Source organism: Bacillus sp. 105MF (genome assembly GCF_000374885.1).
Lineage (GTDB): Bacteria > Bacillota > Bacilli > Bacillales > Bacillaceae_G > Bacillus_A > Bacillus_A pseudomycoides.
The window spans coordinates 1-17,244 of record NZ_KB895609.1; the positions used below are offsets into that span (position 1 = coordinate 1).

At 33.7% G+C, this 17,244-nt stretch carries 17 protein-coding genes and 2 pseudogenes; 9 read left to right on the plus strand and 10 right to left on the minus strand.

All coding sequences use genetic code 11. The features are described 5' to 3' along the window. From C564_RS32880 to C564_RS0128435, 4 genes are all read right to left on the minus strand, one after another. Window positions 1-213: transposase (locus C564_RS32880; RefSeq protein WP_331273776.1), on the minus strand; the 213-nt coding region annotated here is incomplete at its 3' end. Window positions 214-244: 31 nt separating this feature from the next. After that, complete coding sequence (locus C564_RS32885; protein ID WP_018767755.1) at window positions 245-913, minus strand: IS6 family transposase; 669 nt, start codon at window positions 911-913, stop codon at window positions 245-247. A gap of 616 nt (window positions 914-1,529) precedes the next feature. Then, complete coding sequence (locus C564_RS35695; RefSeq protein ID WP_081621542.1) at window positions 1,530-1,673, minus strand: resolvase; 144 nt, start codon at window positions 1,671-1,673, stop codon at window positions 1,530-1,532. 239 nt (window positions 1,674-1,912) lie between these two features. Continuing rightward, the gene (locus tag C564_RS0128435) at window positions 1,913-2,749 is read right to left on the minus strand and encodes an alpha/beta fold hydrolase (RefSeq protein WP_018767756.1); all 837 of its coding nucleotides are present in this window, start codon (window positions 2,747-2,749) and stop codon (window positions 1,913-1,915) included. Window positions 2,750-3,434: 685 nt separating this feature from the next. On the opposite strand from C564_RS0128435, the gene ycaC reads away from it, so the two are divergent. The 4 genes from ycaC (at window position 3,435) to C564_RS0128455 (ending at window position 7,362) form a co-directional block, all read left to right on the plus strand. Further along, the gene (gene ycaC, locus C564_RS0128440) at window positions 3,435-4,079 is read left to right on the plus strand and encodes an isochorismate family cysteine hydrolase YcaC (protein WP_018767757.1); all 645 of its coding nucleotides are present in this window, start codon (window positions 3,435-3,437) and stop codon (window positions 4,077-4,079) included. A gap of 199 nt (window positions 4,080-4,278) precedes the next feature. Then, the gene (locus tag C564_RS0128445) at window positions 4,279-4,923 is read left to right on the plus strand and encodes a hydrolase (protein ID WP_018767758.1); all 645 of its coding nucleotides are present in this window, start codon (window positions 4,279-4,281) and stop codon (window positions 4,921-4,923) included. After that, window positions 4,920-5,513, plus strand: coding sequence for an antibiotic biosynthesis monooxygenase (locus tag C564_RS0128450; protein ID WP_018767759.1), 594 nt, complete (start codon window positions 4,920-4,922; stop codon window positions 5,511-5,513). The genes C564_RS0128445 and C564_RS0128450 overlap by 4 nt, the downstream gene beginning before the upstream one ends. A gap of 13 nt (window positions 5,514-5,526) precedes the next feature. Next, window positions 5,527-7,362 (plus strand): amidohydrolase, encoded by a 1,836-nt coding sequence (locus C564_RS0128455; RefSeq protein WP_018767760.1) that lies wholly within the window; start codon window positions 5,527-5,529, stop codon window positions 7,360-7,362. Between the two features lie 166 nt (window positions 7,363-7,528). Here the strand turns inward: C564_RS0128455 and C564_RS38550 are convergent. Continuing rightward, window positions 7,529-7,603, minus strand: a pseudogene (locus C564_RS38550) (IS6 family transposase); the annotation flags it as partial. Between the two features lie 84 nt (window positions 7,604-7,687). Between C564_RS38550 and C564_RS0128460 the strand changes: the two are divergent. Next, window positions 7,688-9,118, plus strand: a complete 1,431-nt coding sequence (locus C564_RS0128460) for an IS4 family transposase (protein ID WP_018767761.1) — start codon at window positions 7,688-7,690, stop codon at window positions 9,116-9,118. 303 nt (window positions 9,119-9,421) lie between these two features. Here the strand turns inward: C564_RS0128460 and C564_RS0128465 are convergent, their stop codons facing one another. From C564_RS0128465 to C564_RS0128490, 5 genes are all read right to left on the minus strand, one after another. Then, entirely contained in the window at window positions 9,422-10,648 is a 1,227-nt protein-coding gene (locus C564_RS0128465; protein WP_018767762.1) for an MFS transporter, read from the minus strand. A 3-nt stretch (window positions 10,649-10,651) separates the two neighbouring features. Further along, complete coding sequence (locus C564_RS0128470) at window positions 10,652-11,773, minus strand: SagB/ThcOx family dehydrogenase (protein ID WP_018767763.1); 1,122 nt, start codon at window positions 11,771-11,773, stop codon at window positions 10,652-10,654. Between the two features lie 641 nt (window positions 11,774-12,414). Continuing rightward, the gene (locus tag C564_RS0128480) at window positions 12,415-12,966 is read right to left on the minus strand and encodes a GNAT family N-acetyltransferase (protein ID WP_026008739.1); all 552 of its coding nucleotides are present in this window, start codon (window positions 12,964-12,966) and stop codon (window positions 12,415-12,417) included. Between the two features lie 239 nt (window positions 12,967-13,205). Beyond that, window positions 13,206-13,715, minus strand: coding sequence for a DUF6141 family protein (locus C564_RS0128485; protein ID WP_018767766.1), 510 nt, complete (start codon window positions 13,713-13,715; stop codon window positions 13,206-13,208). Between the two features lie 25 nt (window positions 13,716-13,740). Beyond that, window positions 13,741-13,923: a hypothetical protein gene (locus tag C564_RS0128490; RefSeq protein WP_018767767.1), complete on the minus strand. Its 183-nt coding sequence runs from the start codon at window positions 13,921-13,923 to the stop codon at window positions 13,741-13,743. A gap of 592 nt (window positions 13,924-14,515) precedes the next feature. Here C564_RS0128490 and C564_RS0128495 point away from each other — a divergent pair. The 4 genes and pseudogenes from C564_RS0128495 to C564_RS32890 form a co-directional block, all read left to right on the plus strand. Then, window positions 14,516-14,905 carry a VOC family protein gene (locus C564_RS0128495; RefSeq protein ID WP_018767768.1) on the plus strand — a complete coding sequence of 130 codons (390 nt, stop codon included), beginning with the start codon at window positions 14,516-14,518 and terminating at the stop codon, window positions 14,903-14,905. A 457-nt stretch (window positions 14,906-15,362) separates the two neighbouring features. Continuing rightward, on the plus strand, window positions 15,363-15,887 hold the full coding sequence (locus C564_RS0128500) for a tubby C-terminal domain-like protein (protein WP_018767769.1): 525 nt from the start codon (window positions 15,363-15,365) through the stop codon (window positions 15,885-15,887). Window positions 15,888-16,246: 359 nt separating this feature from the next. Next, a complete protein-coding gene (locus tag C564_RS37085; RefSeq protein WP_003203575.1) occupies window positions 16,247-16,396 on the plus strand; it encodes a hypothetical protein in 150 nt (49 codons plus the stop codon). 672 nt (window positions 16,397-17,068) lie between these two features. Next, window positions 17,069-17,244, plus strand: a pseudogene (locus tag C564_RS32890) (IS6 family transposase); the annotation flags it as partial.

The window sequence follows — 17,244 nt, forward strand, 5'->3', positions numbered from 1 at the left end:
TGAAATATCGCCTGTTTCTTGATATCTCCGGACCCAATTCATTAACTGTGTTCTACTTTTCAGCTTATATTTCTTAGCTATAGCTGTTTGGCTACCTTCACCATTTAAATAACTTTTTACAACTTGTATCTTTAATTCATCTGAATAAGTTTGAAATTTATCCCCTTTTTTAACCATAATAAAATCCCCTCCAAGTAAAAGTGTAACATCCATGTTTATTCATGGTCTTTTTACACTGTCTACCTTAAGGGGATAATATCATGTCCAGTAAAACAAGTTGCCCTTTTTTTACCATATGCATAGCTTCTATTCCAGAAATAATGGATGTAGCTGTGCGGAAGGATTTCAATCCTAACATCGAACGAACTCGCTTTTTAATAAACCGATGATCTTGCTCTACTATGTTATTCAAGTACTTTTGTTGTCTAAGTTGCATACCATCAGGTATGCTTTTTTCTTTTTTCAGCTGTTCAATTGCTATAGGATAAGCTGGATTCTTATCGACTGTTATAACACGAGGCTTTGAAACATGAAAAGACCGCAAAGCTTTCTTGAAAAAGCGCTTTGCAGCCTTCTGATTTCTTGTTTTGCTTAAACAAAAATCGATTGTATTTCCTTTCGAATCAACAGCACGATATAGGTACATCCATCGACCTTTGACTTTCACATACGTCTCATCGACTCGCCAAGAATCATTGGTTGATTTAAGATGACGTCGTACGCACTTATCTAATTCGGGACCATATTGATGAACCCAACGCATAATCGTTGTGTGAGAAATGGATAAACCCCGTTCCTCCATCATTTCCACCAAATCACGGAAACTGAGGTTGTACCGTAGGTACCATCTTACCGTTAATAAAATAATATCCGGCTGATAATGCTTCCATTTGAATACATTTTCCTTTTCCATACCAATTACACACCCTCTTTAGATTAGTAGTATCAGTATGTCCAAGGTTTATAGATTCATTGCAATTTTCCTAGCGTTTTTGCACCAGAACCGGATTTTGTATAAAACGACAATGAATCATAGACAAGCTGCCTAGCGAAAAAATCGCGTTTTAATAGGCTTCTTTAGCATGCTACTTTTTTATCGCTTGCTAGTTTTGAAACAAGGATCATTTCGTATCTAGTAATTTACTTGGTTAGCTTGATGGGTATGCGGCTGTACCCCTAATTGAGAAAAAGGAACTACAATCTATTTGGGGTATTGCCACATCGCCATCAAGTTGAAATTTTATAATGCACCCAAAACGAAAATTTTTTGTCTTTTATAGCAAAGAAGTTCAGTTTTATCGTTTTGGGGGTAATCTATTTTCTTAACTTGATGGGCATGGGCTGTACCCCAATTACTGATCAAGTCTCTTTACGATTCTCAAGCCAAACATCATAGTAAAGAAAATAACTACCATTACATAGCCTAGTACGTATTCTACTCGTATCATAGAATTCTTTATAGGGGTACGGAAACGATTCTGGGTATGAGGGGCCAATCTGGGATTTAATTACAAATATAAAAAAGAACTTTATTCAAGTTCTTTTAATCTACGATATAGAGCGGCCTGACTCACTCTTGTAATCTGGCATATTTCCTTTACTGTTTTATTGGTATGTTTTCGTAATTCAATTGCATGGTTCATGCCAGGATGTTTATCCGTGTATTTCTTCACTCTTCCTCTATATGGGGTACCGCCCCATGCCCATCAACCTAAGGTTTTGAATTATCCCCAAAACAAAAATTTTATCCTTTCATAGTTTTCCATAAAAGTTCAGTTCATTTTTTTCGTTTTGAGGAAGAATGTATTTCTTAACTTGATAGCGCTACTCTTTTTGGAAAACCCCTAATCGATAAATTCGTGTTATTATTTTTGATATTGCTGTTGAACCGCCTCCGGTAGTTCCTTAAAGATTAGTCTTTTAAAAATGTTAATAATGCTTCATTAAATTCTTTTGCATGAGTTGCGTTTAATCCATGAGGACCACCCTGTATTAAAGCGAGTTTACTACCAGGAATGGAATCATATGTACGTTTTCCACTTAATTCAAAAGGTACAGTTGCATCAGAGTCACCGTGAATAATAAGAGTAGGTATATTAAACTTCTCCAAGTCTTTTCTAAAATCTGTCTTACTAAAGGCGGTAATACAATCAAGCGTTCCTTTAGGTGATGCACTGGCTGCAATATCCCAATTATATAAACGAAATGGCTCACTAACTAAATCTGTTCGATTACCAGCCGCGAAAAATCCCTTTGTAAATTCATCAAGAAATGCAAGGCGGTCATTTATCACACCACTTTTGAATTCTTCAATTGCTGCATCATCAAATACCCCATCAGGATGATCCTCTGATTTGTATAGATACGGAGGAACTGCTCCAGCAAAAACAGCCTTTTCAATACGATCTGTTCCATACGTACTAATGTATCGAGCTACCTCACCTCCGCCCATAGAAAAACCTATAAGCGTGACATTTTGAAGATCTAAATGTTCTAATAGTTGATGTAAATCAGAAGTAAAGGTATCATATTCATATCCTTCCCACGGCTGAGATGACTTTCCAAAGCCTCGACGATCATATGTTATAACTCTGTATCCAGCCTCAACAAGAGCGGGAACTTGGTATTCCCAAGATCGACCACTTAACGGCCAACCATGAATTAGTACAACTGGTTTTCCTATACCATGATCCTCATAATATATCTCAATTGGTGCTTGATTTTCGGTTCCTACAGTAATTTTTGTCATTCTTCTCCCTCCAATATAGACAACCTTTCCACCAAATACTGTAAATATAGATTCGATACGCTTGATTTATTAATCCGAGACTCGGAAGTAATTAGCAGAAAGTATGGATAAATCTGCATATTTTCTCTTTTTGATTTGACCTTGTATTTCTTTTTCTGTAGAGAATCATGCATTTCCTGCTGTATACATACAAAGAGCTTGTTCTCAATTCAATCGGTTGGAAATTGGATGTAAACAACTTTAAAGATAAATTCTCATTGTTACTAATCTTTCGTAAGTTATCTCGAATTCGAGATTAATTGTATTATAGTCAAAATATTACGTCAATAATTCATTTAAGTTTTATTAAATTACTAATTTATTATTTCTCAACATGAGAAGTATGGAATTGTAAGAAACAAATTGTTAATATATAGATATCTCAATTGCGTTATTTCTAATAAAAAAGAGTTTGTGTTTTGACACAAACTCTTTTTTATTAGAATTTAGACACATTCTACATGGTGAGTCTTGTCATCTTACAGCAATAGAGAATAAAAACCTTGTTCTAATCCTAAGTTTATGGATTAATTTATATTAACGATCAATTTATTTATAAACTAATCGTAACAAACGAAGAAATTTATGATACTATTCCATTTTTTAAACTTTCTTCGATTACTTAATTTTTTAGGAGGAATACATAATGTCTGATCTCTATTCTCGTATTAACAAGGATGATGCTGTTGTTCTTTTAGTGGATCATCAAACTGGTCTTATGTCCGGACTAGTACGTGACTATGGTGTTGATGAATTCAAGAACAATGTTTTAGCTCTCGCTCAAACTGCTAAGTTTTTTGATTTACCAGTTATTTTAACAACAAGCTTTGAACATGGACCTAACGGACCTTTAATGCAAGAATTGGTTGATCTCTTTCCTCACGCACCAAAAATAGCTCGACCTGGACAAATTAACGCATGGGATAATGATGATTTTGTAAAAGCAATCGAAGAAACTGGAAAAAAACAACTTATCATCGCGGGCGTAGTTACAGATGTTTGCGTTGCTTTCCCGGCACTTTCTGCTATAAAAGCTGGGTATGAAATATTTGCTGTTACTGATGCTTCAGGAACTTTTAGTAAACAAGTTGCAGATGCTGCCAATACTCGTATGGCACATAGTGGCGTGCAGCTTATGAACTGGTTTAGCGTAGCTTGCGAATTACAACGCGATTGGCGCAACGATGTCGAAGGTTTTGGCAATTTGCTTGCTAGTAATCTTCCAGGCTATCAAAATATAATTGGAAGCTATATGGGAGCTCAGCGAGATCTTAGTAAACAAAATGCATAAATGTATTCCAAAGAAATAGCTTTAAATCACTTTTTAAAAAGTGGATAGTATAAATTTAGCGCTGATTAAATCAGCGCTCTCTTTTAAATTAAGAAGTATAGCAAAGCTTTTATTTTTACGATTACAGTTTCAATTAACAGAAAATACATTACTTTCAAAAAACTTAATTTGAAACAATTAAAAAAAGGAGCGTTTTATTATGAGTAATTTAGAATTGTTAAATCCGGAGAACAGTGCATTAATTTTGATTGATTTTCAGCCTCAAATGACTTTTGGAGTTGCAAGTATTGACAGACAAACATTGATTAATAACGTTATGCTGCTTGCTAAATCAGCAAAAACTTTTAACGTACCTACTATTCTTACTACAGTTGAAACACGCAGCTTTTCTGGTTATTTTTGGCCACAAATTCTTGACATATTCCCAAACCATGAAATTATAGAACGTAGTTCAATGAACTCTTGGGAAGATCCAAAATTTGTTGAGGCAGTTAAAGCAACAGGTAGAAAGAAATTAATATTTGCAGCACTTTGGACTGAAGTTTGCCTTGCATTCCCTGTGCTTGAAGCAATTAAAGCTGGCTATGAGGTTTATGCAGTTGATGATGCTTCAGGTGGTACTAGTTTGACAGCACATAACGCTGCTATGCGTCGTGTAGAACAAGCTGGTGCAATTCCAGTGACAGCAATCCAAGTTTTACTTGAATACCAACGTGACTGGGCACGCAAAGACACTTATGATGCTGTTATGGAAATTGTAAAAGAACACACTGGCGCTTATGGTCAAGGCGTAGAATACGCATATACTATGGTGCATGGCGCGCTTCCAAGCAGGAAATTATGAACCAAGAAAGAGTGACTGTCGGAGAAACTCATACAGGGAACACAATGGATGTTAGCGGTCCAGTAACAACGATTGTTACATGGGAAATTCAAGAAGGTAGAGAAAAACAGTTTGAAACATGGAGACATGAAATCGAAGCTGCCGCTACTAAATTCCCAGGGCATTTAGGCGTAAATTTAATAGTCCCCAATAACGGATCCAGAGAGTATACTGTTATTTTTCGCTTTGATACGTATGAGCATCTACGTTCTTGGCAAGAATCAGATATTCGTCGAGATTTGTTAAAAAAGGCAGAACAATTTCAAGCAACTAATCCAACTTACAAAACTGAAAACAGTTTGGCTTATTGGTTTGTTACTCCGAAAACGCCAGTTCCACCGCCAAAATGGAAAATGTCTATTGTTACTGTTCTTGGTGTATGGCCTCTTAGTATGTTGGTGCCTAAAGTAATAGGACCTATTATAAAAAATATGAATCCTATTATATCAGCTTTTTTTGTTTCTATATGTATAGTTTCCTTGCTATCATGGGTAATCATGCCGATTCTCGGTAAAATATTTCATCCATGGTTACAGAATAATAGGAAGTAGATGAGGTGTAAACATGAATTTGCCGGATATGATCTTATATAACGGAAAAATCACTACCCTTGACCCATCTCAACCTGAGGTATCAGCTATCGCCATAACTGATGGTTTAGTCACGGCAGTAGGTGGAGATGAGCTTCTTGATAGTGCCACAGAAAAAACCAAAAAAATAGATCTTAAAAGAAAGAGAGCTATTCCGGGTTTGAATGACTCTCATATACACGTTATTCGTGGTGGTCTACATTATAATATGGAATTGCGTTGGGAAGGTGTACCATCACTTGCTATTGCTCTGGAAATGCTTAGAGAGCAGGCAAGACGTACACCTGCTCCTCAGTGGGTAAGAGTAGTTGGAGGTTGGTCTGAATTTCAATTTAAAGAGCGAAGAATGCCAACTTTGGAAGAGATTAATGCTGTTTCTGAAGACACACCTGTCTTTGTGCTACATCTTTACGATAGAGCACTTGTAAATCGTACAGGGCTGCGTGCACTGGGATACACAAAAGATACCCCAGACCCTCCGGGCTGTTTAATTGACCGGGATAAACGAGGTAATCCAACGGGTCTTTTAATTGCTAATCCTAACGCTTCTATTCTTTATTCAAGTTTGGGGAGGGCTCCAGTACTTAATTTTGACGACCAGATTAACTCAACTCGCCATTTTATGCGCGAATTAAATAGATTAGGTATCACAAGTGCCATTGATGCAGGTGGTGGATTCCAAAATTATCCTGATGATTACAAAGTTGTTGAACATTTAGCCGAGAAGGATCAATTAACTTTGCGTATTGCGTATAATCTATTTACGCAAAATCCAAATCATGAATATGAAGACTTTGCTTCATGGGCAAAAATTGTTTCTCCGGGTCAAGGAAATGATAAGTATAAAATGAATGGTGCCGGAGAAATGTTAGTATTCTCGGCAGCCGATTTTGAAAAATTTCAAATGCCGCGGCCCGAACTAGCTACGGTGATGGAAGCTGACTTAAAGAAAGTAATTTCTCTATTGGTGGAAAACCGTTGGCCATTCCGTTTACATGCAACTTATGACGAGTCAATAACACGTTTCTTAAATGTTTTTGAGGAAGTCAACAGAGAAATTCCTTTTAATGGTCTACGCTGGTGGTTTGACCATGCAGAAACAATCTCGGATCGTAGTATGGAACGTGTTAAGGCTTTAAATGGCGGTATTGCCATCCAAGACCGCATGGCTTTCCAAGGTGAATACTTTGTTGATTTATACGGAAAGGAAGCTGCAAAGCGTACTCCTCCGATTTATCGTATGCTAGACCTGGGTATACCTGTTGGCGCCGGTAGTGATGCAACCAGGGTTTCCAGCTATAACCCTTGGGTTGCTCTTTACTGGATGGTTGCCGGAAAAACCATTGGTGGTCTTTCGATATACAATGAAAAGAATAAACTTGACAGAAAAGTAGCTCTGGAACTATATTCCAAAGGAAGTGCGTGGTTCTCTGGTGATGAAGGTAAAAAGGGAACCCTTGCAGTAGGTCAGTTTGCTGATATTGCTGTATTGTCTTCTGACTACTTTACTGTGCCAGAAGAAGAAATCAAAGACCTTGAATCATTACTCACCATTATGGGTGGGCAGGTTGTTTATGGAAATGATGAATTTAAAAATTTATCACCTGAATTGCCGCCAGCATCACCTGATTGGGCACCGACGGGAGTTTATGGTTATGGTGGCGCTAACCTAGCCCACAATATACTTTCTCACGATGCCCATGATCACAAGTTACATAGTTGCAGTAACCCTCTCCATCAACACACTCATACCGTAATAGGAAAAGATGGAACTAAATGGGGTATTGGTTGTACTTGCTTTGCTTTCTAAGTCAGAACCACCGGTCTAATGCCGGTGGTTTTCTTTCTACAATAAGGGTTTGGGGCCGAGGACGGACCCAAATAGTAATAGTATTAAGATCATAATGGTAATATGGGTTCTGGTGCAAATAATATGTAGATTCGAAATAGCAGTGTATTCCTAACGGAATCTATTACTATGCGGTAAGACCGAAGAGTTGATTGATTAACTTGATTTGTTTTTTGACAGACTTCTCTCCTTGCAAAGTCTGTCAAAAAACAAATCAAACTTTCCATCAAATGAAAGAATACGCTATTCTTTTTGTAGAATCATAGGAAAGGATGGCGTTTTTGATATGAACTTATCCATTTTTGATGAACTAGAATTGTTTTCTAAAGAGTTGCAACGATATATGTCACCTGATGCTTTAGAGCAATTAGCTAGAAATGTAGGATTTGTTAAACGAAAAAGTAAATACCGCGCACAAGATTTAGTGGCCTTATGTATTTGGTTAAGTCAAAACATAGCTCATACTTCATTGACACAATTATGTAGTCGGTTAGAAGCTAACACAGGAATTTCTATGAGTCCTGAAGGACTCAATCAACGTTTTAATTCTCAGGCTGTTCAGTCTTTACAACAACTCCTAGCACATTTACTTCACCAACAATTTTGTTCTTCTAGTAAGATTCCAACTTTGTATACAAACTGTTTTCGGCGTATTCGTGTATTGGATTCTACACATTTCCAAATTCCGGATAAATTCACTTCTATATATCAAGGTTCAGGTGGTAGTGGTCAAAATGCTGGCGTGAAAATTCAACTAGAGTATGATTTGCTAAGTGGTCAGTTTCTACATGTTCATGTAGGATCAGGAAAGCACAATGATAAAACGTATGGTTCTACTTGTTTAACGTCCCTTCAACCCAACGATGTATGTATACGTGATTTAGGATACTTCGACTTAAAAGACTTACATACTATAGAAGAGTGTAATGCTTATTTTATTTCAAGATTAAAACTCAATACACGTATATATCAGAAGAATAAAGAACCTGAATACTTTCAAAATGGAACAATAAAAAAGCATTCTGAGTACATCCAATTAGATATGGAGCAATTTATTGACCAATTACAGTCAGGTGAAACATATGAAATTCCTGAGATTTATATTGGAATGTATCAAAAGCTTCCTGCAAGACTCATTCTGTATAAATTAACTGAAACGCAAATGAAACGTAGACAAAAGGATTTAGCATCGAAAGAACATAAGAAGCAAATTACCTATAAAGAACGCAGTAAGCGGCTTAGTGCAATTAACTTTTATATTACAAATATTCCTTTGGAATATCTTCCAAAAGAACAAGTATACGATTTTTACTCTTTACGATGGAAAATTGAACTTATCTTTAAAACCTGGAAATCATTTTTTCGTATTCATCATTGTAATTCTGTAAAACTAGAACGGCTAGAGTGTCACTTGTACGGACAATTAATAAGTATCCTTCTTTGTTCCTCCACCATGTTTCAAATGCGCCAATTACTACTCACAAAGAAGAAACGAGAATTAAGTGAATATAAAGCAATCTATATCATAAAAGATTATTTTTCACTTATTTATCAAGCTTTACAAAAAGACACCCAAGAATTAACAAAGATATTGCTTCGTCTGTTCAATCTCTTACAGAAAAACGGACGAAAATCCCATAGGTATGAGAAGAAAACAGTCTTTGATATCTTAGGCGTCGTATATAACTTTTCTATGCTCCATAATCACGTAGCGTAATTCAAAAAAATAAAACCCCATAGGGTTTATTTGGTATGCAAATCTTTAAAGAACTTACACTGGATCTTTAGAAAAAAGAAAAAATCTCACCTGAAATTAAACTTATATAACCTTAGCTTGATGGGCATGGGGTATTTTATTTTGTTAGCTTGATAGCGATGTGGCGCTACCCCTACTAATTAATATAAAAAAAGAACCCGAAAATCGAATTCCTTTTTTAGCTAAAAATATATAATTGGGAATACAACCTCATTACTAGTTTATCCAAGTTGTTGAAAATAAGATGGTACCCTTAGTTATACTTTATATTTTTTCATTTATTCCTTGCTTTGATACTATTAGCTTCTTTATTTGAAATCGATACAGTATAAATGAACATATTACTATAGCCATTGTTAGCGTTCCTAATACCATTACTAACAATTGATATCCAATGTAATCTAATAAAAAGCCAATAAGCACTAAAAATAATTGCAATACTGTTCGATCTAACATAGTTTTCAACGAAAAAAATCTTCCATGGAGCTCAGAAGGTATCGTTTGTTGAGAGAAAGTATATAAAAGGGGATTGAAAATTCCATAAGCTAATCCAAATAAACCAAATGCAAAAATAGATAAACTAATAGTCGAAAATGACAGTAACCATTGAGAAATCCCAATGAAAAAACAAATCAACAAAAGAATTTTTACTGGTTGTAAGCTATGTCTTACAAGTTTCTTAACAAAAAAACCAGCTATTAAAATACTAGTCCCTTCTACAAAATAAAGAATACCCATAATAGAGGAATTACTTTGATGAGTAATTTCTATTACAAATAAATTAAAACCAGAAATGAAAATTAAAGGGATAATTGATAAGATAAGAACCATTTTTAGTAAGTAATTTTTATGAAATAACGGAATAATTTCTCTAAAATGAAAAGTTGATTTTGCTGGTCCTCTATGAAAATCGTCTTCTTTTACAACTAATAATTGATTTAATATATATAAAAGAACATAAGCTATTAAAGCTATTAAAAACAATGTATATAATGGAGCAATAGTTAATAACATACCAGCTAAAACCGCACCAAATATTCGAGATAAAGTTACAATATTTACATTAATAGCATTAACCATTATAAGTTGGTCTGTATGGATAATCTTTGGTATAATCGACTGAATCGTTGGATTAAAAAAAGAAGCTGAACAGCCAATACCAATACTATATATCAGCATCCACCAAAGAGAATCTGTATAGATAGCCAAGAGCATACATATAACCGAAATAACCCTCATAATACCAACTAATTGTAGTACTTTTGTTTTAGATGTCGAATCAATGTAGCGTCCGGCATAAGGTCCAATTAATACTCCTATAACACCACCAATTACAAGAAAAAAAGCTTGAAAAAAAGACGATGTCAAATGAAGTTGTAGAAACCTTAAATTACCGATAGTACCAAACCATATACCTAATTGAAATACCAGCTGACTAAATAATACAATGCTTAAATTTTTATTCCTAAATAAAATTTTATAATCATTCACACTCTAAATCTCCCCCTTAAATCGAAAGTCTCTTCCTTTATTCACAGCTTCTCGACTAATATTTCCAAGACCAGAAATTCCGCAGACAATCTCAGACTCTTTATCAAGTTCTAATATCTCTTCCACAAGTTCATCATTTGCATGTGCTGTAAAAAAAGCCCCTAATTGTAACCAAGAAGCTACTAAATAAAAAGTTTGACTCAGATGTCCTACATCCATCATCACAATACGATATACTCGTGGACTTTTATACTTCCACATAGGCCGTTCTAAACAAGCTGTATAAAAAAATAAAACAGATGCTCCTTTTACATAATCTTGTCCAGCTGCCATATCAATAACTGTACTTGAAATATCTTCTTGTCTTACTATATCCAAGGAATGATTTTCAACATTGTAATGATATAAACCTTTCTTTATTCCTTTTACATTAAGAATATAAGGATATACTTCAATAGGATGCCTTGCACCACCAGAAGGACTAGTTTTAAACAAGTTTTTCCCTATTCCAGTATCTCTTTTACAAGAATGTGCTCCCCAAACAAGATAAAGTATTGTAGATAACTCTTGTACTGTTACGGGATCATCCGAAAAAGAGCGAACAGTTTGTCTTTTTAAAAGTGTATCTAGAAAGTTACCACTTAAATTAAAATTCGGTAATGGTAAAGGTATTTCTTCAGAATCCATATATTTCTTATACAAAGAAGGTGCTAAAGCATTTTCTTTTTTTACTAATAATCGTTCATAATCTTGATTAACATTTAAATACTCATCCTTATGAAGTAATCGTGTATTAAAGTGAAAATATTTTGCTGAAGTACCCCAATCTTTCCAACCAGATAACAAAAGCTCTTCCTGTTCCTCTGAGGATCCTTTTTTAAGTAATATATGAGATTTTAATAAAGTTTCTATTATTTCTTCTAGTTGCTCTTGTGTATATACTATTCTATTATCATTTAATAACCTATTTATTGCCTCACTTAAACTTATCCACTCTTTAAATATATTTAAAACAGGAAAGATTGAAGGTTCCAAACTATATTGCTCATGTCTTATATAATCATCTATTATAAAATGACCATCTTTCCAAAAATAAAGTATATTTTCTGCTGTTTTTAATTGCATATAAATATCTCCTAACTGAATGTAACTATATTATATAAATTAAAATCAATATATAAAAATAAACGACTGACGAAGAAACGTCAGTCATTTATTTTTATAAGCTACTTATTTTGTTGGTGAAGTCTCTCCGTGTTCTGAATTTACACGAGTTTGATACTCACTAACACAAGGTTTTAAAATGCTCATATGTACACCTCCAACATTTACCACTATTTGTACCACCATCATTATTACATATATGGAAATTTTAATCAATTAATTATTATAATATTTTAAATAATCTTAAAAATAGACTTGACATATATATCAAAACCCATACACTTCTAAATATACGAACACACAAAAAGTCTAGCAATTGCTAGACTTTTTGTGTGTAAAAGAAAATACCATTTTTATTTCATTCCATCTTTAGATTCCCCATTATCATATGCTCATTTTTATAATCAATTTGAAAGTAAACTTTTGCATATTAGTTTACTTTCATTTCTCCTATATTATTGACTTCACAACAAATATCCTGATATCCTCAAAATTTAAAAGAAAAGTATACATTCAAAACATGGAAAATAAAGAGTTTAAAACATCTACGAACAAAAAAGAAAAAGCTAGATCCATGCTATCTTTTTACATAAGTTCTGTTATCAAAAGTTATCATATTCATGTTTTAAAAGAGAATATACCTTAGAATCGCAATACATACCATTGATCATTACACTTTGTCTCAATGTTCCTTCATATGTCATTTTTAGCTTTTGCATAACTCGTTCAGACGCTATATTTCTTACATCACATCTTCCTTCAATACGATTTAAATCTAATTCTTGAAAGCCAAACTTTATTAGTTCTTCTAAAACTTCGACGATAACTCCTTTTCCCCAATACAGTGGGTTAATAACAGCTCCTAAAGAAGCGCTACTGTGTGGTAATTTCCAGATGCCACAGGTTCCAATAGCTTTTTGATCACCCTTAAAAATAATAGACCATATGAAGGAATTACCTTTCTTAGCTGCTTCCATCGTGTTTTCTAAAAAAATACGAGTTTCATCTTTATTTTTGTGTACCTCTCGAGGTACATATGTAGTTGTTTGAGAATCCGAATAGACTTCAAATAAATCATCTAAATCATGAAAATCTAGTTTTTTTAATAAAAGACGCTTTGTTTCTAATTTGGGAATTTCATATGTATTTTCGATACTCTCACCTCAGTTAATCGTTATTTTTATATTATATATCGTATTCATGTAAAGTTAACATAACACCACTTATCGGTATTCAATGTATCTAGAAACCTAGAAAAGTACCTTCAGATCTTCTGAAGGTACTTTTCTTTTACATAATTCCCGATATCGGAAGTAAATTTAAGTTGTTTTTAAAGTAGGTATACCTAGTACAAATTCTTGAATTGCGCCCATTTGTTGAGGATTAATTTTCATTATACTTTTTGTACTGAGTCCAATGCTTTTTTTAATTCGTCTGGTTTTTGAGTGCCGATTACCACTGTGTTATATTTCAACTTTAACTCGATACCTTTCTTTCCATTCATGTTATAGGCTTTTTCACCCTTAAGGTTAAAACGAATTCCCCATCCCCCAAATCGTTTTAGTGGACTGTAAGTGATGCATTCATAGTGATGTATATTTTTGAAAAGGTACTGCTTATATTGAAAATGAAAAGGAACAAGACGAACATAAAGACCTTTTTCACGGACCTCAATGATCAGTTTCAATACTCCAAGCATTAATACAGGAAAGGCAATCCCGAAAAACAACCACAAAACAATTAATACACCATTGGGAGCTGGTTTATCTCCAAACGGGGTATCAAGAATAATTTGTTGAATGAATCCATACCACATCAGTATGGCGATCCCTAATATGAGTATCCATACCCAAATTGGGGATCGCTGAACCTCACGAAAGATAACGTGTTCTTGTTGTTTCATTAATGATTGTCACCTCCTAAATGGTTTATTTTTTCTCACTAATTTTAAGCCGTTTTGCATTTATGAAAAATGTGCTCCCAATTATGAATATAACGGAAGAGATGTACATTGTTATCCCTGAATATTTATTATCAAATATTGTAGTATTAAGTAAATTAATAAACATCATCAATATAAGTGATATGTACAATCCATTAATATACTTCACTTATGCCCCCCCTTACTTTTTTCTTTTCTCTTTCATCCCTTTTTTCGGCAACTCCTATGTAGTAAATAGTGGCTTCTAAAGGTATTATTTAGAGTTTTCTTTTCCCTATTTTACCATTTAAAAGAGGCGATATGTTGTTTGATTTTAGTTGTATATTGTATACATGTAAGGTTAACATAACGTCTCATTATCGGTAGCAAGGACAAGGAGGATCCCTACTCTCACAAGGGATCCTCCTTTTTTTGTTCTATGAATCTATGCGTTTTTTTATACATTCCTATCCTGGCGTGGTTTTAGGGTTCTCGTTTATTACTGGATTAGCCGAAAAACTGTATAAAATTTTGCATGCCCTTATCCAAAATGCTGGCGGTACCCCATCAAAAAAAGAAAATTGTAGGGAGCTAATCTATATCTTTAAGTCCATATTCATATAATCAAATTTCAATAAAATTCATACCAAAGTCCTACTGTTTATTAATTTATACGTCTTTCGTCTTAAATAGCTCTCCCCTGAATGATGGATTTTAATCCGGATATCTCTAACATATAATAGCTATTGTAAGGCTTTTAAAATTTAAAAGGGGGGAATTGCATGAAGAATTGGGTTCAGTTTAGATTTGCAAGACCAACAGATAAATTTGAAGAAGTTATAGGTTTTTATGAAACAGGATTGGGTTTAAACCGTATAGGAGAATTTCAAAATCATGAAGGATACGATGGGGTCATGTTTGGATTACCTGATGAAGAGTATTATTTAGAGTTTACAAGGCATGTTAATGGAAGTCCATGTCCTGCGCCGACAAAAGATAATTTACTAGTTTTTTATATGCCTAATAAAGATGAAATTGAAAAAATAACGAATCGGTTAGATAAAATGGGCTATCATGAAGTTGAACCGGAAAATCCGTATTGGATAGAGAAGGGAACGACGATAGAAGATCCGGATGGTTGGAGAATTGTACTCATGAATGCAGTTGGATAAAACAAGCTTTTTTTAATATTTAATAGAATGTAACAAACTTACTCAGACATAAATCCCTACAACATTTGTAGGGATTTTTATATAAGGGGTCACTATATCATTTTGGGAAAATTGTACGCTAAGGGCTACAAAACCTTATCATTACAGCATTCTTTAAAGGTGAGTGTATGTTCAGAAAAATAAAAACATAAGTATAATTGAACATTGATTTGTTTACACACTTTATGAACATGATTATAGCTAGAAAACGCTGATATTATTGAGCTTTACCCCTTGTTCATAAACATACGAGTTTTGTAACAAATACTAAATGTGTACATTTTAAACTTTGTTCAGCAATCGGGCCAGATTGTGAAGTGGCGACATTAAACAAAATTGGATTTTTATTGAAAAATCCCACAAAATTTCCGTATAATTATATGAAAATACTAGAAAAAAATTAATGAGGGATATTCAAATGCAAAAGTACACCTATTCACCTCCTAAAATCAAAGATTCCACTAAATTGGTTGATGTAATCGACCAACATGGAAATGTTGTATGTAGGTTTAAAAGAAATTACAAAAATATATTAACAAGAATGACAACCTATGTATGGAGTATTGATTGGAACGTTCAAATCGACGTTTATTCCAACGATAGAAATATAGTTTATCAGTGCATAAAGAATACCAAATGGTTAGGAAAGCCTACGTATAAAGTTATTAACTGTCTTACGAGTGAAGAATATGAAGTAAGTTATATTTCATGGCAAAAAGTTGCCCCTGAATTTCGTATAATAAATAACTTGAATGAATACATAGTTAAGAAGGAGATCATGGATTGGGTGAAGGTTTACTATCAAGGGAAAGAAGTAGCAAGATGGAAAATGAAAACAACTGAATTGTTTAAGACATATTTAGAAATTGAAGAAAACTGCCCAATCCAAGAACCAGAGTTTTTTGTCTGTTTATTCCAAAATATTTTCTTTGTCGGAGATTAGAAAATTATGATTTCAATAGTAACAATGATTTGGATTAAAGAACTGTTGAGTGATATCACAGTTGTTCCGTTAAAGGGCTTTTTTATATTTACATATAGTGCAAAATAGCGCTTAAAATAGGTGCAAAATAACTTCTAAAGTGACAGTTAAAAGAATATCCCAATAGGGTTTACTCTATTGAGATTATGAAGTTACCTATTTAAACTAACCTGTCCCGTTAGTTTAAGTAGGTAATATTTGGATTAAGATAGATATAAGTAGAAAAACTAATAAAGTAATAAGGTTTACTTCAGTAAAATAAGGTATATTATATTTGTTGAATAGATTCTCTTTAAAGACAAGAAAAGTAGGTGAACAAAGTGGGAAAATATCAATTGGATTACAAAAGTCAGGTAGCTGTGACAAAGTTTCATGAAAAACAGACGCCTGCCAAATTTGATAAAAAGCAGCAACTTGAAAAATTGCGTGCGGAGTATTTGAAAAAGAAGCAAAAACAAACAGATAAATAACATGTTACGTTTTTCTGAATTTTCTGTATATGGTGCAAACAAACACAAGAAGATAGGTAAGTTATTCATCGTTCAAATATATACAGGCTATTTTTTCAAACCTCTTACTTAATGAACTAAAAAAGTCGATTCCTTGAGATGGAAATCGGCTTTTTTAATAAGTGACATTTCCTTAGCGTTGTAAATCCGCATTTTCCTGACTCTACCCCATGCCCATCAACCTAAGGAATCAAAATCCCCCCATAACGAAAATTCTATCGATTTGAAAAAGATTGATACCTTCTGTAATGTAAAAGAATTAAGTCATTTTTTGCATATATTCGAAAAGGTTTCTTTTATTGAAAATAGAGGTACGATACTTTCTGATTTATTTCATCATACTAGGGAAAAGCGAATGAAAAAAAAGTTCATTATATTTTTAGAAAACTATTTTCAACAGAATCATATAAATAATGTACCACTACATGAAAAATTTATAGATCGGCATCAACAATATATGTATCTAAAACAGATAATTACAGAACACAGTAGTGCATCAACTAATTAACCAATTCCCAGAATAAAACAAAATATAGTTTGGTAGGTTCTGGTGCAAAAACTTTAATATACGTGTAAGTAATCTCTAACACCTGGACATACTGATCCTATTACTCTAGAAAAGGTGTGATCGGTATGGCAAAGGAACATGTATTCAAGTGGAAACATTATCAGCCTGATGTTATCTTATTAACAGTAAGATGGTACCTACTGTACAACCTCAGTTTTCGTGATTTAGTCGAAATGATGGAGGAACGGGGCTTATCCATTGCTCATACAACGATTATGCGTTGGGTTCACCAATATGGTCC